We start from the raw sequence: 19,045 nt of genomic DNA, 5'->3' as shown, positions 1-19,045 counted from the left end.
CCGGCGGAGGTGGCACGATACTGGCCATATTCCGAAATGATATGAAAAAGAATGAATAAATTCTTTTTGGGTTTATCAGGAAATCTTTACTCTGCACGGACCAAATCACTGCGATTAGACCTTGGTCGTAGACACACAAGGTTACGATTGACTTGTCAGTCACGCTCTGGCGCTAATCGCGCATCTTAGGACCCGGGGCATCAGACCCAGGGCCAGGAACACAAGAATTAGAAACGAGAGGAGCTTTACATGAACAAGTCCACCTTGGCCCTGGCTGTGGCCGTAGGGGTTATGGCGCAGCAGGCAGGCGCCGCCGGTTTCATCGAAGACAGCAAAGCTACTTTGGGGCTGCGTAACTTCTACATCAACACTGATAACCGTAGCGGAACAAACGAACCAAGCCGCAACGAAGAGTGGGGCCAAGGCTTCGATCTGCGTTTCATTTCCGGCTATACCCAAGGCACCGTTGGTTTTGGTATCGACGCCATCGGCCTGCTGGGCGTACGTCTGGATTCGGGCGGCGGCACCAACGGTAACGTTACCGCTGCTGGCAAACCTGGTCCTGCTTACGGCGGCACTGTTTTCCCAAGCGAATCCAATGGCCAAGCGGTCGATAACTTCTCAAGCCTGGGCCTGACTGCCAAAGCCAAGATCTCCCAGACTGAGCTGAAGCTGGGTACTCTGCAGCCGAAGAACCCGGTTATCGTGACCAACGACGGTCGTCTGCTGCCACAGACCTGGCAGGGTGGCCAGATCACTTCCGGCGAGATCAAGGACCTGACCCTGGTCGGTGGTCAGATCGAGCACGCCAAAGGCCGTAACTCCAGCAACAATGAACAGCTGTCTATCAACGGCGCGGCACCGCGTACCGTTAACAGCAACAAGTTCATCTACGCCGGTGGTGACTACAAAATCACCAAAGACCTGACTGCCCAGTACTACTACGGCAACCTGGAAGATTTCTACAAGCAACACTTCCTGGGTCTGGTTCACAACTGGGCAATCGGCCCGGGCGTGCTGAAGTCTGACTTCCGTTACTTCAACAGCTCCGACGACGGCGCCAACGGCAACACCCCTGCTTACTTCAGCAGCGGTAACTATTCCGGTGTTGCCAGCGGTCGCGGTAAAGTCGACAACAACCTGTACAGCGGCCTGTTCCTGTACACCGTTGCAGGTCACACCTTCGGTGGTGGCTACCAGGTTTCCAACGGCAGCAGCGACTTCCCTTGGCTGAACCAGGGTGACGGCTCGTCGAACTACACCATCACCGACATGCAGATTCAGAAGTTCGGCCGTGCCGGCGAACGTACCTGGCAAGCTCGCTACTCGTATGACTTCGCCAAAGTCGGCGTACCAGGCCTGACCGCTGGTATGGTTTACCTGCGTGGCGACAACATCGACACCGTTACTTCCCGCGGTCTTGAAAACGGTAATGGCGACTCCGAGTGGGAACGTGACCTGACTGTCGGTTACGTCGTACCGGAAGGCCCGCTGAAAAACGTTGGCTTCATGTGGAAAAACGCTACCTGGCGTACCAACATCGCTGGCGTTCGCGACCAGGACGAAAACCGCCTGATCCTCAGCTACTCGATCCCGCTGCTGTAATAGCGCGTCTCGATTCGTTGATGTAAAAAAAGCCCCGTCCGGCATCGCGCCGGACGGGGCTTTGCGTTTTCGAGTCAGGCCCACCCCCGTAAGCCCTCCCCGAATTTCCCTCTTTTCAGCAACTCAAGGCCTTCTCGAACCTTGCGGCTGATGTTCGTCGGGATGCCTGCCAGCGTCCAGTGAACAGATGTTTAATATTCACTTATGATCTAGATATCTCATTATTTATTCTTTTTCATGATGGCAAATCCCGGGCTACAGTTGAGGTCTCGAACAACTCATCAGGAGCAGCACCATGAGCCTCAGACTCGGCGACATCGCCCCCGATTTCGAACAGGATTCCAGCGCCGGCAAGATTCGTTTCCACGAATGGCTGGGCGATAGCTGGGGCGTGCTGTTCTCCCACCCGGCGGACTTCACCCCGGTGTGCACCACTGAGCTGGGCTTCACCGCCAAGCTCAAGGATGAGTTCAGCAAACGCGGTGTCAAAGCCATCGCGCTGTCGGTCGACCCGGTGGATTCGCACCACAAGTGGATCGAAGACATCAACGAAACCCAGAACACCATCGTCAACTTCCCGATCCTCGCCGATGCCGATCGCAAGGTCTCGGATCTGTATGACCTGATCCACCCGAACGCCAACGACACGCTGACCGTGCGCTCGCTGTTCGTGATCGATCCGAACAAGAAGATTCGTTTGACCATCACCTACCCGGCGAGCACCGGGCGCAACTTCCACGAGATTCTGCGGGTGATCGATTCGCTGCAGCTCACCGATAACTACAAGGTGGCCACGCCGGCCAACTGGCAGGACGGTGAGGAGGTGGTGATCGTGCCGTCGCTCAAGGATGAGGAAGAGATCAAGCAGCGCTTTCCGAAGGGCTATCGCGCGGTGAAACCGTACCTGCGCCTGACGCCGCAGCCGAATAAGTGAATCCAGTGAGATATTTTTTGTAGCTACCGGCGCTATCGCGAGCAGGCTCACTCCTACAGGGGAACGCATTCCAAATGTAGGAGTGAGCCTGCTCGCGATAGCGTTAGTCCAGTCAACACGGAACCACGATGCAGGGGATTTCAGGCCGTTTCGACGGCCTTTTTTTTCGCCCGCGGTTTGCTGAAATGTATATCTCCAAAATGCATAACCAAATGAATAAATATGATTTATGGATATATAAATCAGCTGGTAAGGTCACTCCATCGAAGCGAGATCGCAACCCGCGAATCGCCTGTAACGCTTAAGGAATGGTCTTAATGCTGGTCGTCTCACTCGGTGGCAGTCCCAGCCTGCGCTCCCGTTCCGGGGTGCTGCTGGAGCGCTCGCAACGTTGGTTGCAGCAGCAAGGGGTGGAAGTGGTGAGTTATCAGGTGCGGGACTTCCCGGCTGAAGACCTGCTCCACGCCCGCTTCGACAGCCCGAAGGTGCTCGACCTGCTGCAACAGATTGAAAACGCCGACGGCTTGCTGATTGCCACGCCGGTTTACAAAGCGTCGTTCTCCGGCGCTCTGAAAACTCTGTTGGATCTGCTCCCGGAGCGCGCCTTGAACCACAAGATTGTCTTGCCGATGGCCACTGGCGGCAGCATCGCCCACATGCTGGTGGTCGATTACGCCCTCAAGCCTGTGTTGTCGGCGTTGAAGGCCCAGGAAATGCTCCAGGGGATTTTCGCCGAGGACAGCCAGATCGCTTACGGCGAAGGCAGTGCTGCGGCGCAACTGGCTCCAGCGCTGGAGCAGCGTCTGCATGAAGCGCTGGATCAGTTTGTCGGCGCCATGGCCCGCCGGCCGAAACCGCTGGAACCGGGCCTGTTGAACGAACGTTTGTTGAGTGCTCGCTGGAGCATTTAAGCCACACCCGAACTTGATGTAACTCACCTTACTCAGCCGCTAACGGCCAAGCAGGTGCAGCCAAAACCCAACAGCAAAAAAGGAGAGCGCTATGCGCACTGTATTTTTGCGTCGTGGTCTGGTCGCTCTGTTTGCTGCGGCTGTCACCTTCGGCGCCATCACTCAAGCTCAAGCCGAGACATTGCGGATCGGTTATCAGAAGTACGGCACGCTGGTGCTGCTCAAAGCCAAGGGCACTTTGGAAAAACGTCTGGCCGCCCAAGGCGTCGACGTGCAATGGACTGAATTCCCTGGCGGCCCGCAGCTGTTGGAAGGCCTGAACGTCGGCTCGATCGACTTCGGCGTCACTGGCGAAACCCCGCCAGTCTTCGCCCAAGCTGCCGGCGCCGATCTGCTCTACGTCGCCTACGAACCGCCAGCGCCGAACAGCGAAGCGATCCTTGTGCCGAAAGACTCGCCGATCAAATCGGTGGCCGATCTCAAGGGCAAGAAAGTCGCGCTGAACAAAGGCTCCAACGTCCACTACCTGCTGGTGCGCGCGCTGGGAGACGCCGGCCTCAAATACAGCGACATTCAAACCGTATTCCTGCCGCCCGCCGATGCTCGCGCCGCGTTCGAACGTGGCAGCGTCGACGCCTGGGTCATCTGGGATCCGTACCAGGCTGCGGCCGAGAAACAACTGCAAGCGCACACCCTGCGCGACGGCAAAGGCATCGTCGACAACCACCAGTTCTACCTCGCGACCAAGCCTTACGCCGAGAAAAATCCTCAGGTGATCAAAACCCTCGTTGAGGAAGTGCGCGCGGTCGGCGAATGGTCGAAGGCCAACCCCGAAGACGTGACCCAACAAGTCGCGCCACTGCTCGGCCTGCCGGCGGACATCACCCTGACCTCGGTGAAGCGCCAGGGCTACGGCGCGCTGTTCCTGACCCCGGAAGTGGTCGCCGCGCAGCAGAAAATCGCTGACACGTTCTTCCAGCTCAAGCTGATTCCCAAGCCGCTGAGCATCAAGGATGTGATCTGGACACCACCGGCCGCTGTGGCTAAAGCGCAGTAATTCGAATTCCTAAGGAGACCACTCCATGAGCCTCAATATCTTCTGGTTCCTGCCTACCCACGGCGACGGCCATTACCTTGGCACCGCCGAAGGCGCTCGCGCCGTCGACCACGGTTATCTGCAACAGGTCGCGCAAGCGGCGGATCGTCTGGGCTTCGGCGGTGTGCTGATCCCCACCGGCCGCTCCTGCGAAGACTCGTGGCTGGTGGCGGCGTCGCTGATCCCGGTGACCCAGCGCCTGAAATTCCTCGTTGCCCTGCGCCCCGGGATCATTTCCCCGACGGTCGCGGCGCGGCAGGCAGCCACACTGGATCGGTTGTCCGGCGGTCGTGCGCTGTTCAATCTGGTGACCGGTGGCGACCCGGAAGAATTGGCCGGCGACGGTCTGTTCCTCAGCCACGAAGAACGCTATCAGGCCTCGGTGGAGTTCACCCGCATCTGGCGTCGTGTGCTGGAAGGCGAAACCGTTGATTACGACGGTCAGCACATCAGCGTGAAGGGCGCGAAATTGCTCTATCCGCCGATCCAGCAACCGCGTCCGCCGCTGTACTTCGGTGGCTCGTCGGAAGCCGCGCAGGACTTGGCCGCTGAACAAGTTGAGATGGTCCTGACCTGGGGCGAGCCGCCAGCAGCGGTGGCCGAGAAGATCGCCCAAGTTCGCGCCAAAGCCGCCAAGCTTGGCCGCACCGTGCGCTTCGGCATTCGTCTGCATGTGATCGTCCGTGAAACCAATGCGGAAGCCTGGCAAGCGGCGGATCGGCTGATCTCGCACCTGGACGACGACACCATCGCTCGCGCTCAAGCCTCGCTGGCGCGTTTCGATTCGGTTGGCCAGCAGCGCATGGCCGCACTGCACGGTGGCAGCCGCGACAACCTCGAAGTCAGCCCGAACCTCTGGGCCGGCGTCGGTCTGGTACGCGGCGGTGCCGGTACGGCGCTGGTCGGCGATGGCCCGACCGTGGCTGCGCGTGTGAAGGAATACGCGGATCTGGGCATCGACACCTTCATCTTCTCCGGTTATCCACACCTCGAAGAATCGTATCGCGTCGCTGAACTGCTGTTCCCGCACCTCGACATCGAGCGTCCGGAACTGCCGAAAAGCGCCGGTTATGTCAGCCCGTTCGGCGAGATGGTCGCCAACGACATTCTTCCCAAAGCCGCGTCGCAGAGCTGAGGCGCGCCATGAAGAAAATCATCCACAGCCTCGCGCCCTGGGCGTTGCCGGTGTTGTTGCTGGCGGTGTGGCAGTTGTCGGTGTCGGCGGGTTGGTTGTCGACACGGATTCTGCCGGCACCGGTGGCGGTGATCGAAGCCGGCGTAAGCCTGGTGCGCAGCGGTGAAATCTGGACGCATCTGGCGATCAGCGGCTGGCGTGCGGCCCTCGGTTTCACCATCGGCGGCAGCATCGGTCTGGTCCTGGGCTTTATCACCGGCCTGTCGAAGTGGGGCGAACGCCTGCTCGACAGTTCGGTGCAGATGATCCGCAACGTGCCGCACCTGGCGCTGATTCCGCTGGTGATCCTGTGGTTCGGCATCGACGAGTCAGCGAAGATTTTTCTGGTGGCGCTGGGCACGTTGTTCCCGATCTACCTCAACACTTATCACGGCATCCGCAACGTCGACCCGGCGCTGGTGGAGATGGCGCGCAGTTATGGCTTGAGCGGTTTCAGTCTGTTCTGGCAGGTGATTCTGCCGGGTGCGCTGCCTTCGATTCTGGTCGGTGTGCGTTTCGCCCTGGGCTTTATGTGGCTGACGCTGATTGTGGCGGAAACCATTTCCGCCAGCTCCGGCATCGGTTATCTGGCGATGAACGCCCGCGAGTTTTTGCAGACCGACGTGGTGGTGCTGGCGATCCTGCTTTACGCCGTGCTCGGCAAACTCGCCGACCTCGCCGCCCGTGGACTTGAGCGTGTGTGGTTGCGCTGGCACCCGGCTTATCAGGTTGCCAAAGGAGGTGCGGCATGACCGCTCAACAACCTCCACGCCTGCTGCGCGGGATTCCGCTGGCGGTGCGCAATCTGCAGAAAACCTTTGGCGCGCGGCAGGTGCTGCGTGACATTGATCTGCACATTCCGGCGGGGCAGTTCGTCGCCGTGGTCGGGCGCAGTGGCTGCGGCAAAAGTACCTTGCTGCGCTTGCTCGCCGGCCTCGACCAGCCAACGGGCGGTGACTTGCTCGCCGGTTCTGCGCCGCTCAGCGATGCGCGGGAAGACACCCGATTGATGTTCCAGGAAGCGCGTTTGCTGCCATGGAAAAAGATCATCGACAACGTCGGCCTCGGCCTTAAAGGCAACTGGCGCCCGAAGGCGCTTGAAGCACTGGACGCGGTGGGTCTGGCGGATCGTGCAAATGAGTGGCCGGCGGCGTTGTCTGGCGGACAGAAGCAGCGGGTTGCACTAGCCCGCGCGTTGATCCACCAACCGCGGCTGCTGTTGCTCGACGAACCGCTCGGCGCACTGGACGCGCTGACCCGTATTGAAATGCAGCAACTGATCGAACGTCTCTGGCAGCAACACGGCTTCACGGTGCTGCTGGTGACCCACGACGTCAGCGAAGCGGTGGCGATTGCCGACCGGGTGATTCTGATCGAGGACGGCGAAGTCGGCCTCGACCTGCATGTGGAACTGCCGCGGCCGCGGGTGCGTGGTTCGCATCGACTGGCAGCGCTGGAAACCGAAGTGCTTAACCGTGTTCTCTCCCTGCCCGGCGAACCGCCGGCGCCGGAACCTGTTTCACCACTGCCTACGCAACTGCGTTGGGCTCAATAACTCAAGCAAACGACAGGAATCATTGCCATGACTATCAAAGCCATCAACGTCCGTAACCAGTTCAAAGGCTCGATCAAGGAAATCGTCCTCGGCGACGTGCTGTCGGAAATCGACGTGCAGACCGCTTCGGGCATCGTCACTTCGGTGATCACCACCCGCTCGGTCAAAGAGCTGGAACTGGTGGTCGGCAGCGAAGTGATCGCGTTTGTGAAATCCACCGAGGTGTCGATCGCCAAGTTGTAAGCCAGTGAGTAAAAAACAACCCCGGAGGGCGTGAGCCCTGCGGGGTTTTTGTGTCTTGAAGAGCAAAAGATCGCAGCCTTCGGCAGCTCCTACAGGGGATTGCGTTCCAATGTAGGAGCTGCCGAAGGCTGCGATCTTTTAGCGTTTAGGCAGATACGGCGGCAGATACAGGCCGATATAGGCATCAAACACGCGCATCCCTTCCTCGGCCATGCGCGGAGTGATCTGCCCGTGCTGCTGCACCGAGCGCGCATATACCCGGTCACCCAACTCCATCGCCAGGGCAAACACATCGACATCCTCCGGCAGCCTCGGCAACTCGAAGTGATGATCGAACAGCTTGTGCATCAGATCGCCCAACTCAATATCGTGCTGACGGTCAGCCTGAGTGACTTCGGTCAAACCATGTTGCGCGAGGATCAACTGCCGTGCGGCGGCGTCTTCGTCGTAGATCTCCAGCATCCGTTGTTCGACCAGTCGCGACAGATCACGCCAGTCATGCAAGGCTTCGTGATCGATCGGCGCTTGCAGGCAGGCACGGAACGCCGCGTGTACGTCTGCCGTCAGCGCTTCGAGCAATGCCGGGACGCTGGCGAAGAAGTGGTACACGGAGGAGGGCGGAATCTGCGCGCGCTCGGCGACGCTGTAGATCGACAGACTCGCCACACCCTCGGCGGCCAGCAGCGTACGCGCGGCGTCGAGTATCGAATCGATGCGCGCCTGGCTGCGGGCACGGGGTTTGCGGACGGGGGCGGGTCGCGTCATGGAAGTCTCCTGCGGGGCAGCGGGCATTGTACGAGCCGGCTCTTGCGTTGTCTTGTCGGCCGCTTTCGTCGGAACGCCGCCCGGAGCAAGCTCGCTCCCACAGGGGATCTCCTGTGTACGCACAAGTCATGTTGAATGGAGATCCCTGTGGGAGCGAGCTTGCTCGCGAACCGCCGCAGGCGGCCATTCACCCCAACCCCAGGAATTTGTGTTCGGCCATAAAAAACGCCGTGGGCTATGACAGCCGACGGCGTTTTTATCTGGTTCGCAACCCGCTTAAACGGTATGCAGATACCAGTTGTACTCAAGGTCGGAGATGGAGTGTTCAAACTCCTCCAGCTCGCTTTCCTTGCAGGCGACGAAGATATCGATGTACTTCGGATCGATGTACTTGGCCATCACCTCGCTGTCGTCCAGCTCGCGCAGGGCATCGCGCAAGTTGTTCGGCAGGCTTTGCTCGTTCTGCTCGTAGCTGTTGCCTTCGACTGGCGCGCCCGGCTCGATCTTGTTGGTCAGACCGTGATGCACGCCGGCCAGTACCGAAGCCATCAACAGATACGGGTTGGCGTCAGCACCGGCCACGCGGTGTTCGATACGCACGGCATCGGACGAGCCGGTCGGTACGCGAATCGCCACGGTGCGGTTGTCCAGGCCCCAGCACGGTGAGTTCGGCACGTAGAACTGTGCGCCGAAACGACGGTACGAGTTGACGTTCGGGCAGAGGAAAGCCATCTGCGCGGGCAGGGTCTCGAGCACACCGCCGATCGCGTGACGCAGCGCGGCGTTCTGCTCGGGATCCTCGCTGGCAAAAATATTTTTGCCTTCTTTATCCAGAATCGAAATGTGTACGTGCAGACCATTACCTGCCTGGCCCGGGTACGGCTTGGCCATGAAGGTGGTGTCCATTTCATGGTCGTAGGCGATGTTCTTGATCAGGCGCTTGAGCAGTACCGCGTAGTCGCAGGCCTTGATCGGGTCGGCGACGTGGTGCAGGTTCACTTCAAACTGCGCCGGGGCACTTTCCTTGACGATGGCGTCGGCCGGGATGCCTTGCTCTTTGGCACCTTCCAGAATGTCCTGGAGGCAGTCGACGTATTCGTCGAGGTCGTCGATCAGGTAAACCTGAGTCGAGTGCGGACGTTTGCCGGAGATCGGCGAGCGTGGCGGCTGTGGACGGCCGTTCACGTTTTCCTGGTCGATCAGGTAGAACTCGAGTTCGAAGGCGGCGCAGATGGTCAGGCCGAGCTCGTCAAACTTTGCAACAACTTGACGGAGCACTTCGCGCGGATCGGCGAAGAAAGGATCGCCTTCGAGTTCGTGCATGGTCATCAACAGTTGCGCGGTCGGGCGCTTCTGCCATGGCTCGTTGCACAGGGTATCGGGGATCGGATAGCAGATACGATCGGCGTCGCCGATGTCCAGGCCCAGGCCGGTGCTTTCCACCGTTGAACCGTTGATATCCAGAGCAAATAGAGAGGCCGGCAGGTTGATGCCTTTCTCGTAAACCTTGTGGAGGCTGGTGCGTTCAATGCGCTTGCCGCGCACCACACCATTCATATCCGCAATCAGAAGGTCAACGTACAGAACCTCAGGATGTTCCTTAAGGAACGCGTTCGCTTCGTTAAGCTGAACGGCACGCGGGGGTACCGACATGATGCAACACCTTTGTTGTTAAAAATATCAATCATTGATCTTTTCTGGTTTCAGTCAACCCGAACGGCCTGCCGAAGTCAAGCGAGGCCTTTTTTGCCCTAAAAAAGCGCTGTGAGGGCATTTATGGGGCATTTTCGGGTGTTTTTTTGTCCTTGGGAGACTGTGCACCCGCAGGCTTGAGCAGGCCGTGTTGTATTTTTTACGGGGGTGTTGTGTAAAAAAATGAACAAGGCTAAGCTCCGATCAAACCCATAACAGCAATAATACCGGGGTGCTTCATGTCTCGCCTGCCGTTAATCGGCATCACCGACTGCTCGCAACAGTCCGGTCTGCATGCTCATCACATCAGTGGCGACAAATCCGTCCGTAGCGCAGCCAGCAAGGCTTGCCGCTTGCCGACGATGTTCCCGTCCATGGCCGTTCAAGCGCCAGCGTCCGATATTCTGGACGTACGGGAAAGCATCCTGTTTATGGCGTCTCCTTCCACTATAGATCGCTTTCATTTCCAAAGCCTGTGCGGCTTCCTCAGCCGTGCTCATGATTCTGCACGCCTTGAGTGTGCACAGGAAATGCAACGCCAGCGTAAAGGGCAGGTAAGCTCCTCTTTCATTGTCTATGCGCGGTGCCCGGCGTAAGCCCGCACTGCGCACAAGCAAGCCCCCTTTAACGCGACGCCCCGGCGTCAAACTTTGCCTGACACCACGTCAGGAGACTCAGCCCAGAGGCATTTATGAGTAACAACCTCGACCAGCTCACCGATTGGTTGAAAGACCACAAGATCACAGAAGTCGAATGCATGATCGCCGACTTGACCGGGATCACCCGGGGCAAGATTTCGCCGACCAACAAGTTCATCGCCGAAAAAGGCATGCGTCTGCCCGAGAGCGTGCTGCTGCAGACCGTGACCGGCGACTACGTCGAAGACGACATCTATTACGAACTGCTCGACCCGGCCGACATCGACATGATCTGCCGTCCCGACCAGAACGCCGTGTACATGGTGCCATGGGCTATCGAGCCGACTGCACAGGTGATCCACGACACCTATGACAAGCAAGGCAACCCGATCGAACTGTCGCCGCGCAACGTCCTCAAAAAAGTTCTGAAACTCTATGCCGACAAGGGCTGGCAGCCGATCGTGGCGCCGGAAATGGAGTTCTACCTGACCAAGCGCAGCGACGACCCTGACTATCCGTTGCAGCCGCCGATTGGCCGCTCGGGCCGTCCGGAAATCGGTCGTCAGTCGTTCTCGATCGAAGCGGCGAACGAATTCGACCCGCTGTTCGAGGACGTCTACGACTGGTGCGAGCTGCAGGAGCTGGACCTCGACACGCTGATCCACGAAGACGGCACGGCGCAGATGGAAATCAACTTCCGTCACGGCGACGCACTGTCGCTGGCCGACCAGATTCTGGTGTTCAAACGCACCATGCGCGAAGCCGCGCTCAAGCACGACGTGGCCGCGACTTTCATGGCCAAGCCGATGACCGGTGAGCCAGGCAGTGCGATGCACTTGCACCAGAGCATCATCGACATCGAGACCGGCAAGAACGTCTTCTCCAACGAAGACGGGACCATGAGCCAGTTGTTCCTGCACCACATCGGTGGTTTGCAGAAACTGATTCCTGAGTTGTTGCCGCTGTTCGCGCCGAACGTCAATTCGTTCCGCCGCTTCCTGCCGGACACCTCGGCACCGGTCAACGTCGAGTGGGGCGAAGAGAACCGCACCGTCGGCCTGCGCGTACCGGATGCCGGCCCGCAGAACCGTCGTGTCGAAAACCGTCTGCCGGGCGCTGACGCCAACCCGTACCTGGCGATTGCCGCGAGCCTGCTCTGCGGCTACATCGGCATGGTCGAAGGCCTCAACCCGAGCGCGCCAGTAGTCGGCCGTGGTTACGAGCGCCGCAACCTGCGCCTGCCGCTGACCATCGAAGATGCGCTGGAACGCATGGAAAACAGCGCGACCATCGAGAAGTACCTGGGCAAAACCTTCATCACTGGCTACGTCGCGGTAAAACGGGCCGAGCATGAAAACTTCAAGCGCGTGATCAGTTCCTGGGAGCGTGAGTACCTGCTCTTCGCCGTCTGATACGCCAGGCGCGGCCCTGAAAAAGCCGCGCCTTCACCGATAACAAGGAGAATTGGCATGACCAGCAACAACCCGCAAACCCGCGAGTGGCAAGCACTCAGCAATGATCACCACCTGGCCCCGTTCAGCGACTTCAAGCAGCTGAAAGAGAAAGGCCCGCGGATCATCACCAACGCCAAGGGCGTTTACCTGTGGGACAGCGAAGGCAACAAGATTCTCGACGGCATGGCCGGGCTGTGGTGCGTGGCCATCGGTTACGGTCGCGATGAGCTGGCCGATGCGGCTGCCAAACAGATGCGTGAGCTGCCGTACTACAACCTGTTCTTCCAGACCGCGCACCCGCCGGCACTGGAACTGGCCAAGGCAATCGCCGACGTGGCACCGGAAGGCATGAACCATGTGTTCTTCACCGGTTCCGGTTCCGAAGGCAACGACACCATGCTGCGCATGGTTCGCCACTACTGGGCGATCAAGGGCCAGCCAAACAAGAAAGTCATCATCAGCCGCAAGAACGGTTATCACGGTTCGACCGTGGCCGGCGCGAGCCTCGGTGGCATGACTTATATGCACGAACAAGGCGACTTGCCGATCCCGGGTATCGTCCACATCGCGCAGCCGTACTGGTTTGCCGAAGGCGGCGACATGTCCCCTGAAGAGTTCGGCATCTGGGCAGCCAATCAGCTGGAGGAGAAGATTCTCGAGGTCGGCGTCGACAACGTCGGTGCCTTTATTGCCGAGCCGATCCAGGGTGCCGGCGGTGTGATCATTCCGCCCGACAGCTACTGGCCGCGCATCAAGGAAATCCTCGCCAAGTACGACATCCTGTTCGTGGCGGACGAAGTGATCTGCGGTTTCGGTCGCACCGGTGAGTGGTTCGGTAGCGATTTCTACAATCTCAAGCCGGACATGATGACCATCGCCAAAGGCCTGACCTCCGGCTACATCCCGATGGGTGGCCTGATCGTTCGCGACAGCGTGGTTGCGGTACTCAACGAAGGTGGCGATTTCAACCACGGCTTCACTTACTCCGGTCACCCGGTGGCAGCAGCGGTGGGCCTGGAAAACATCCGCATCCTGCGCGATGAAAAAATTATCGAGAACGCGCACAACGAAACGGCACCGTATTTGCAGAAACGTCTGCGGGAACTGAATGATCACCCGTTGGTGGGTGAAGTTCGCGGGGTTGGTCTGTTGGGCGCGATCGAGCTGGTGCAGGACAAGGCCACGCGCAAGCGTTACGAAGGCAGGGGCGTCGGCATGATCTGCCGCCAGTTCTGCTTCGACAATGGCCTGATCATGCGCGCTGTGGGCGACACCATGATCATCGCGCCGCCGCTGGTGATCAGCAAAGCCGAGATCGATGAGCTGGTTACAAAGGCACGCAAGTGTCTGGACCTGACCCTCAGTGCGTTGCAGGGCTAAGTGCTAGGCTTTGAGCGGGGGAGCCGTGGCGCTCGCGCTCAAAGCTGTCAGAAAGGCTGGTCTTTTCTTGAAAGACCGCCTCGGATCTTGCCAGACTAGCCGCGGTTCCAGTTGTCCGGGTTCGGCCGCTGAACAAAGTGGTTCAAAAAAGAAAAATTTGGAGCATTAACGCATGAAGGCATTAGGCAAAAAGCTCGCTGGCAAGACTCTGCTCGCCATGTCCCTGATGGGAATCATGGCGGCTGCGGCTCAGGCGGACGACAAGGTGTTGCACGTCTACAACTGGTCCGACTACATCGCCCCGGACACCATCAAGAAGTTTGAAGACGAGTCGGGTATCAAAGTCGTCTACGACGTCTTCGACAGCAACGAAACCCTTGAAGCCAAACTGCTGGCTGGCAAGTCCGGCTACGACATCGTCGTACCGTCGAACAACTTCCTCGCCAAGCAGATCAAGGCCGGTGTCTACCAGAAGCTGGACAAGTCCAAGCTGCCTAACTGGAAGAACCTCAACACTGACTTGCTCAAAGCCGTGTCGGTCAGCGACCCGGGCAACGAGCATGCCTTCCCGTACATGTGGGGCTCGATCGGTATTGGCTTCAACGCCGAGAAGGTCAAGGCTGCACTGGGCGCCGACGCGCCGGTCGATTCGTGGGATCTGATCTTCAAGCCGGAAAACGCGGCCAAGCTGAAATCCTGCGGCATCAGCCTGCTCGACTCGCCAACCGAGATGATTCCGGTGGCGCTGCACTACCTGGGCCTGCCAACCGACAGCCAGAAGAAAGAAGACATCGACAAGGCTGAAGCGCTGATCATGAAGGTGCGTCCTTCGATCGCCTACTTCCACTCGTCCAAGTACATCTCCGACCTGGCCAACGGCAACATCTGTGTGGCTGTGGGTTACTCGGGTGACATCTACCAGGCCAAGTCGCGCGCTGCTGAAGCCGGTGACAAGGTGAAAGTCAGCTACAACATTCCGAAAGAAGGTGCTGGCAGCTTCTACGACATGGTCGCCATCCCTAAAGATGCCGAAAACGTCGAAGGCGCCTACAAGTTCATGACCTTCCTGCAGAAGCCGGAAATCATGGCGGAAATCACCAACGCCGTACGCTTCCCGAACGGTAACGCCGCTGCAACCCCACTGGTTGATAAAGACATCACCAGCGACCCGGGCGTTTACCCACCGGCTGACGTGCTGGCCAAGCTGTACGCGATTGCCGACTTGCCGGCCGCGACTCAGCGCATCCTGACCCGCAGCTGGACCAAGATCAAATCGGGTAAATAAGCCGGTTTGAGGCAACAACCGTTGGCCGTCATGCCCTGCGCGGGCGGCCAGCGGATCAATTAAATGACAGGAAGTTTTGCAGGAACGGTTTTTCGAGGGTAAGTTGCGCGCCGGTTTTGTTGCCGGGCAGCCATCGCTGTCATGCAGCGCGGGGCAACTTGGGCCCAACTAATTTAGAGGACCTCCACTTGCCTATTTTTTCTTCTTTGCGCAAAGCCCTGCTGGCCACTGCCGGCCTGACGATCGCCGTCGGAGCCCAGGCCGCCGGTACGGTGCATATTTATAACTGGTCCGATTACATCGGCGAGACCACCCTGGCCGACTTCCAGAAAGCCACCGGAATCAAACCGGTCTACGACGTCTTCGATTCCAACGAAACCCTGGAAGGCAAGCTGCTGGCCGGGCGTACCGGTTACGACGTGGTCGTGCCGTCGAACCACTTCCTCGGCAAGCAGATCAAGGCGGGCGCGTTCCAGAAGCTCGACAAGGCGCAACTGCCGAATTATTCCAATCTCGACCCTGCGCTGCTCAAGCGTCTGGAGCAAAACGATCCGGGCAACCTGTACGCCGTGCCGTACCTGTGGGGCACCAACGGCATCGGTTACAACGTCGATAAAGTGAAGGCCGTTTTGGGTGTCGACAAGATCGATTCCTGGGGCGTTTTGTTCGAACCTGAGAACATCAAGAAGCTGCAAAGCTGCGGCGTGGCGTTCCTCGATTCGGCGGATGAAATGATGCCGACCGTGCTCAACTATCTGGGCCTGAATGCCAACAGCACCAACCCCAAGGACTACGAAAAAGCCACCGACAAATTGCTCGCGGTGCGTCCTTACGTGACCTACTTCCACTCCTCGAAATACATCGGTGATCTGGCCAACGGCGACATCTGCGTAGCCATCGGTTTCTCCGGCGATATCTTCCAGGCGAAGAACCGCGCAGCCGAAGCCAAGAAAGGCGTGAACATCGCCTACGCGGTGCCGAAAGAGGGCGGTGCGCTGTGGTTCGACATGCTGGCAATCCCCAAGGATTCGTCGAACGTGAAGCAGGCCCATGCCTTCATCAACTATCTGCTGAAACCTGAGGTGATCGCTCAGGTCAGTGACTACGTCGGTTATGCCAACCCCAATCCGGGTTCGGACAAGTTGATGGAACAATCCATCCGCACCGATGCGTCGGTGTATCCGCCGCAGGCCGTTATCGACAAGGCTTATGTGTCGACCGAGTTGCCACCGAACATTCAGCGCCTGATGACCCGCAGCTGGACCAAGGTCAAGTCGGGGATGTAAGGCACACACTATCCTGGGTTCGCCTTGCGGGGCGAACTGCATTGTTTTTTTCTGGGAGTTTCGTAAATGGCAGTTGCCTCCGGCGCCTATAAGAAAGCCCTCGAGGGCGACCAGACACCGAAACAGGTGTTGGTCAAAATCGACCGGGTCACGAAGAAGTTCGACGAGACGATTGCCGTGGACGATGTGTCCCTGGAAATCAAGAAGGGCGAGATCTTCGCCCTGCTCGGCGGTTCGGGATCGGGCAAATCCACTCTGCTGCGGATGCTGGCAGGGTTCGAACGGCCCACGGAGGGGCGCATTTTTCTCGACGGCGTCGACATCACCGACATGCCGCCGTACGAACGTCCGATCAACATGATGTTCCAGTCGTACGCCTTGTTCCCGCACATGACCGTGGCGCAGAACATCGCTTTCGGACTCAAGCAGGACAAGATTCCGGCCGCTGAAGTCGATGCCCGCGTGGCCGAGATGCTCAAGCTGGTGCAGATGAGCCAGTACGCCAAGCGCAAGCCGCATCAACTGTCGGGCGGTCAGCGTCAGCGTGTGGCACTGGCCCGCTCGCTGGCCAAGCGGCCGAAGCTGCTGTTGCTTGATGAGCCGATGGGCGCACTGGACAAGAAACTACGTTCGCAGATGCAGCTGGAACTGGTCGAGATCATCGAACGCGTCGGCGTGACCTGCGTGATGGTGACCCACGACCAGGAAGAGGCCATGACCATGGCCGAGCGCATTGCGATCATGCACCTGGGCTGGATCGCGCAGATCGGCAGCCCGATCGACATCTATGAAACCCCGACCAGCCGTCTGGTCTGCGAATTCATCGGCAACGTCAATATCTTCGAAGGCGAAGTGATCGACGACGCCGAAGGCCATGCGACCATCACCTGCAAAGACCTCGACCGGCAGATCTACGTCGGCCACGGCATCAGTACTTCGGTGCAGGACAAATCGGTGACTTACGCGATCCGTCCGGAGAAGCTGCTGGTCACCGCCGATCAACCGACCTGTGAATACAACTGGTCGAGCGGCAAGGTGCACGACATCGCCTACCTCGGCGGGCACTCGGTGTTCTACGTTGAATTGCCGAGCGGCAAACTGGTGCAGTCGTTTGTGGCCAACGCCGAACGTCGCGGCGCACGTCCGACCTGGGGCGATCAGGTCTACGTGTGGTGGGAAGACGACAGCGGCGTGGTACTGCGCTCATGAACATGCGCAAATTCAAACGCCGCATCAACCGAATAATCCCCAATGGCCGGCAGTTGGTCATCGGGGTCCCGTTCATCTGGCTGTTCCTGTTCTTCATGTTGCCGTTCTTCATCGTCCTGAAGATCAGCTTCGCCGAAGCCGACGTGGCGATCCCGCCGTACACCGAGATCTACACGTACGCCGAGCAGAAGCTGCAACTGCTGCTGAATCTGGGCAATTACGCGATGCTGGCGGGCGACGAGTTGTACATCGCCGCTTACCTTGGCTCGCTGAAGATGGCGCTGATCAGTACCGTCCTCTGTCTGCTGATCGGCTACCCGATGGCCTACGCCATCGCCACCGCCCGTAAAGAGATGCAAACGGTGCTGGTGCTGCTGATCATGATGCCGACCTGGACCGCGATCCTGATCCGCGTTTACGCGTGGATGGGCATTCTCAGCAACAACGGCCTGCTCAACGGTTTCCTGATGAGCATGGGTTTCATCGACGAGCCTTTGCAGATCCTCAACACCAACCTGGCGGTGTACATCGGTGTCGTTTACTCGTACCTGCCGTTCATGATCCTGCCGCTGTATGCCAACCTGGTGAAGCACGATCACAGTCTGCTGGAAGCGGCCTCCGACCTCGGTTCGAGCACCTTCAACAGCTTCTGGAAAATCACTATCCCGCTGTCCAAGAACGGCATTATTGCCGGCTGCATGCTGGTGTTTATCCCGGTGGTCGGCGAGTTCGTGATCCCGGAACTGCTCGGCGGTCCGGAAACCCTGATGATCGGTAAAGTGCTCTGGCAAGAGTTCTTCAACAACCGTGACTGGCCGGTAGCGTCCGCGCTGGCGGTGGTGATGCTGGCGATCCTGATTGTGCCGATCATTCTGTTCAACCGCAGTCAGGCCAAGGAAATGGAGGGCAAAGAATGAAGCGCATCCGTTTCTCCAGCCTGATGCTGGTCATTGGTTTGCTGTTCATCTACCTGCCGATGCTGATCCTGGTGATCTACTCGTTCAACGCCTCGAAACTGGTGACGGTGTGGGGCGGCTGGTCGATCAAGTGGTACGTCGGCCTGCTCGACAACACGCAACTGATGGGCTCGGTGCTGCGCTCGCTGGAAATCGCCTGCTACACCGCCGTAGCGGCGGTGGCGCTCGGTACGCTGGCGGCGTTCGTGCTGACCCGCATCACCCGCTTCAAGGGCCGCACACTGTTCGGCGGTCTGGTGACAGCGCCGCTGGTGATGCCTGAGGTGATCACCGGCCTGTCGCTGTTGCTGCTGTTCGTGGCCATGGCGCAGATGATCGGCTGGCCGCAGGAGCGTGGCATCGTCACCATCTGGATCGCCCACACCACATTCTGTGCGGCGTACGTGGCGGTGGTGGTGTCGGCGCGTCTGCGTGAGCTGGACCTGTCGATCGAAGAAGCGGCGATGGACCTCGGTGCACGGCCGTGGAAGGTGTTCTTTCTGATCACCATCCCGATGATCGCGCCATCGCTGGCGGCGGGCGGCATGATGTCGTTCGCGCTGTCGCTGGATGACCTGGTACTGGCGAGCTTCGTCTCGGGTCCTGGTTCGACGACCTTGCCGATGGAAGTGTTCTCGGCAGTGCGTCTGGGCGTGAAGCCTGAGATCAACGCCGTGGCCAGTCTGATTCTGCTGGCTGTGTCGATCGTGACCTTCATGGTCTGGTTCTTCAGCCGCCGTGCCGAAGAAGCGCGCAAGAAGGCCATTCAGCAAGCCATCGAAGAAAGCGCAGCCGATTCATGGAAGCAACCGGACGTGCGTCGCGCACCAAGCCCGGAGGCTGCGTAAGCCAATGGGGTTGA

At 59.0% G+C, this 19,045-nt stretch carries 18 protein-coding genes; 16 read left to right on the top strand and 2 right to left on the bottom strand.

Going from position 1 to position 19,045, the window contains the following annotated elements:
- Positions 1 to 249 precede the first annotated feature (249 nt).
- The 8 genes from HUW52_RS29620 (at position 250) to HUW52_RS29585 (ending at position 7,518) form a co-directional block, all read left to right on the top strand.
- Entirely contained in the window at positions 250 to 1,605 is a 1,356-nt protein-coding gene (locus tag HUW52_RS29620; protein WP_016983805.1) for an OprD family porin, read from the top strand.
- A gap of 295 nt (positions 1,606 to 1,900) precedes the next feature.
- Positions 1,901 to 2,539: a peroxiredoxin gene (locus HUW52_RS29615; RefSeq protein ID WP_077574963.1), complete on the top strand. Its 639-nt coding sequence runs from the start codon at positions 1,901 to 1,903 to the stop codon at positions 2,537 to 2,539.
- Positions 2,540 to 2,856: 317 nt separating this feature from the next.
- Complete coding sequence (gene ssuE, locus HUW52_RS29610) at positions 2,857 to 3,450, top strand: NADPH-dependent FMN reductase (RefSeq protein WP_034151973.1); 594 nt, start codon at positions 2,857 to 2,859, stop codon at positions 3,448 to 3,450.
- Between the two features lie 91 nt (positions 3,451 to 3,541).
- Entirely contained in the window at positions 3,542 to 4,507 is a 966-nt protein-coding gene (locus HUW52_RS29605) for a sulfonate ABC transporter substrate-binding protein (RefSeq protein WP_175555586.1), read from the top strand.
- Between the two features lie 25 nt (positions 4,508 to 4,532).
- Positions 4,533 to 5,681: an FMNH2-dependent alkanesulfonate monooxygenase gene (gene ssuD, locus HUW52_RS29600; protein ID WP_018928626.1), complete on the top strand. Its 1,149-nt coding sequence runs from the start codon at positions 4,533 to 4,535 to the stop codon at positions 5,679 to 5,681.
- 8 nt (positions 5,682 to 5,689) lie between these two features.
- Complete coding sequence (ssuC, locus tag HUW52_RS29595) at positions 5,690 to 6,472, top strand: aliphatic sulfonate ABC transporter permease SsuC (RefSeq protein ID WP_003229260.1); 783 nt, start codon at positions 5,690 to 5,692, stop codon at positions 6,470 to 6,472.
- Positions 6,469 to 7,275, top strand: coding sequence for an aliphatic sulfonates ABC transporter ATP-binding protein (ssuB, locus tag HUW52_RS29590; RefSeq protein ID WP_007913838.1), 807 nt, complete (start codon positions 6,469 to 6,471; stop codon positions 7,273 to 7,275). The genes ssuC and ssuB overlap by 4 nt, the downstream gene beginning before the upstream one ends.
- Before the next feature lie 27 nt (positions 7,276 to 7,302).
- On the top strand, positions 7,303 to 7,518 hold the full coding sequence (locus HUW52_RS29585) for a molybdopterin-binding protein (RefSeq protein WP_003229256.1): 216 nt from the start codon (positions 7,303 to 7,305) through the stop codon (positions 7,516 to 7,518).
- Between the two features lie 138 nt (positions 7,519 to 7,656).
- On the opposite strand, the gene HUW52_RS29580 is transcribed toward HUW52_RS29585, so the two are convergent.
- A complete protein-coding gene (locus tag HUW52_RS29580) occupies positions 7,657 to 8,283 on the bottom strand; it encodes a TetR/AcrR family transcriptional regulator (protein WP_016983802.1) in 627 nt (208 codons plus the stop codon).
- 276 nt (positions 8,284 to 8,559) lie between these two features.
- Positions 8,560 to 9,936: a glutamine synthetase family protein gene (locus HUW52_RS29575; protein ID WP_007913842.1), complete on the bottom strand. Its 1,377-nt coding sequence runs from the start codon at positions 9,934 to 9,936 to the stop codon at positions 8,560 to 8,562.
- Positions 9,937 to 10,214: 278 nt separating this feature from the next.
- Here HUW52_RS29575 and HUW52_RS29570 point away from each other — a divergent pair, with 278 nt between their 5' ends.
- From HUW52_RS29570 to HUW52_RS29535, 8 genes are all read left to right on the top strand, one after another.
- Positions 10,215 to 10,571 (top strand): glutamine amidotransferase, encoded by a 357-nt coding sequence (locus HUW52_RS29570; RefSeq protein ID WP_157786257.1) that lies wholly within the window; start codon positions 10,215 to 10,217, stop codon positions 10,569 to 10,571.
- Between the two features lie 95 nt (positions 10,572 to 10,666).
- The gene (locus tag HUW52_RS29565) at positions 10,667 to 12,025 is read left to right on the top strand and encodes a glutamine synthetase family protein (RefSeq protein WP_007913846.1); all 1,359 of its coding nucleotides are present in this window, start codon (positions 10,667 to 10,669) and stop codon (positions 12,023 to 12,025) included.
- Positions 12,026 to 12,082: 57 nt separating this feature from the next.
- A complete protein-coding gene (locus tag HUW52_RS29560; RefSeq protein ID WP_016983800.1) occupies positions 12,083 to 13,447 on the top strand; it encodes an aspartate aminotransferase family protein in 1,365 nt (454 codons plus the stop codon).
- 172 nt (positions 13,448 to 13,619) lie between these two features.
- A complete protein-coding gene (locus tag HUW52_RS29555) occupies positions 13,620 to 14,732 on the top strand; it encodes a polyamine ABC transporter substrate-binding protein (protein ID WP_008085325.1) in 1,113 nt (370 codons plus the stop codon).
- Between the two features lie 188 nt (positions 14,733 to 14,920).
- A complete protein-coding gene (locus HUW52_RS29550) occupies positions 14,921 to 16,018 on the top strand; it encodes a polyamine ABC transporter substrate-binding protein (protein WP_175555585.1) in 1,098 nt (365 codons plus the stop codon).
- 66 nt (positions 16,019 to 16,084) lie between these two features.
- Positions 16,085 to 17,227: an ABC transporter ATP-binding protein gene (locus HUW52_RS29545; RefSeq protein ID WP_007913856.1), complete on the top strand. Its 1,143-nt coding sequence runs from the start codon at positions 16,085 to 16,087 to the stop codon at positions 17,225 to 17,227.
- A gap of 35 nt (positions 17,228 to 17,262) precedes the next feature.
- On the top strand, positions 17,263 to 18,144 hold the full coding sequence (locus HUW52_RS29540) for an ABC transporter permease subunit (RefSeq protein ID WP_198431057.1): 882 nt from the start codon (positions 17,263 to 17,265) through the stop codon (positions 18,142 to 18,144).
- Complete coding sequence (locus HUW52_RS29535; RefSeq protein WP_007913861.1) at positions 18,141 to 19,031, top strand: ABC transporter permease subunit; 891 nt, start codon at positions 18,141 to 18,143, stop codon at positions 19,029 to 19,031. Before HUW52_RS29540 ends, HUW52_RS29535 begins: the two co-directional genes overlap by 4 nt.
- The last annotated feature ends 14 nt before the right edge of the window (positions 19,032 to 19,045 follow it).

The organism is Pseudomonas sp. 43A (assembly GCF_013363935.1).
GTDB lineage: Bacteria > Pseudomonadota > Gammaproteobacteria > Pseudomonadales > Pseudomonadaceae > Aquipseudomonas > Aquipseudomonas crudilactis.
The sequence above is the reverse complement of the archived record's forward strand: the minus strand, read 5'-3'. Positions and strand labels throughout refer to the sequence as shown.

What these genes read in the sequence shown, in the direction of transcription:
- HUW52_RS29580 (WP_016983802.1), bottom strand. Translation starts at nt 8,283, where the DNA reads ATGACGCGACCCGCCCCCGTCCGCAAACCCCGTGCCCGCAGCCAGGCG.
- HUW52_RS29545 (WP_007913856.1), top strand. Translation starts at nt 16,085, where the DNA reads ATGGCAGTTGCCTCCGGCGCCTATAAGAAAGCCCTCGAGGGCGACCAG.
- ssuC (WP_003229260.1), top strand. Translation starts at nt 5,690, where the DNA reads ATGAAGAAAATCATCCACAGCCTCGCGCCCTGGGCGTTGCCGGTGTTG.
- HUW52_RS29560 (WP_016983800.1), top strand. Translation starts at nt 12,083, where the DNA reads ATGACCAGCAACAACCCGCAAACCCGCGAGTGGCAAGCACTCAGCAAT.
- ssuE (WP_034151973.1), top strand. Translation starts at nt 2,857, where the DNA reads ATGCTGGTCGTCTCACTCGGTGGCAGTCCCAGCCTGCGCTCCCGTTCC.
- ssuB (WP_007913838.1), top strand. Translation starts at nt 6,469, where the DNA reads ATGACCGCTCAACAACCTCCACGCCTGCTGCGCGGGATTCCGCTGGCG.
- HUW52_RS29555 (WP_008085325.1), top strand. Translation starts at nt 13,620, where the DNA reads ATGAAGGCATTAGGCAAAAAGCTCGCTGGCAAGACTCTGCTCGCCATG.
- HUW52_RS29615 (WP_077574963.1), top strand. Translation starts at nt 1,901, where the DNA reads ATGAGCCTCAGACTCGGCGACATCGCCCCCGATTTCGAACAGGATTCC.
- HUW52_RS29565 (WP_007913846.1), top strand. Translation starts at nt 10,667, where the DNA reads ATGAGTAACAACCTCGACCAGCTCACCGATTGGTTGAAAGACCACAAG.
- HUW52_RS29620 (WP_016983805.1), top strand. Translation starts at nt 250, where the DNA reads ATGAACAAGTCCACCTTGGCCCTGGCTGTGGCCGTAGGGGTTATGGCG.
- HUW52_RS29575 (WP_007913842.1), bottom strand. Translation starts at nt 9,936, where the DNA reads ATGTCGGTACCCCCGCGTGCCGTTCAGCTTAACGAAGCGAACGCGTTC.
- HUW52_RS29535 (WP_007913861.1), top strand. Translation starts at nt 18,141, where the DNA reads ATGAAGCGCATCCGTTTCTCCAGCCTGATGCTGGTCATTGGTTTGCTG.
- HUW52_RS29570 (WP_157786257.1), top strand. Translation starts at nt 10,215, where the DNA reads ATGTCTCGCCTGCCGTTAATCGGCATCACCGACTGCTCGCAACAGTCC.
- HUW52_RS29605 (WP_175555586.1), top strand. Translation starts at nt 3,542, where the DNA reads ATGCGCACTGTATTTTTGCGTCGTGGTCTGGTCGCTCTGTTTGCTGCG.
- HUW52_RS29585 (WP_003229256.1), top strand. Translation starts at nt 7,303, where the DNA reads ATGACTATCAAAGCCATCAACGTCCGTAACCAGTTCAAAGGCTCGATC.
- ssuD (WP_018928626.1), top strand. Translation starts at nt 4,533, where the DNA reads ATGAGCCTCAATATCTTCTGGTTCCTGCCTACCCACGGCGACGGCCAT.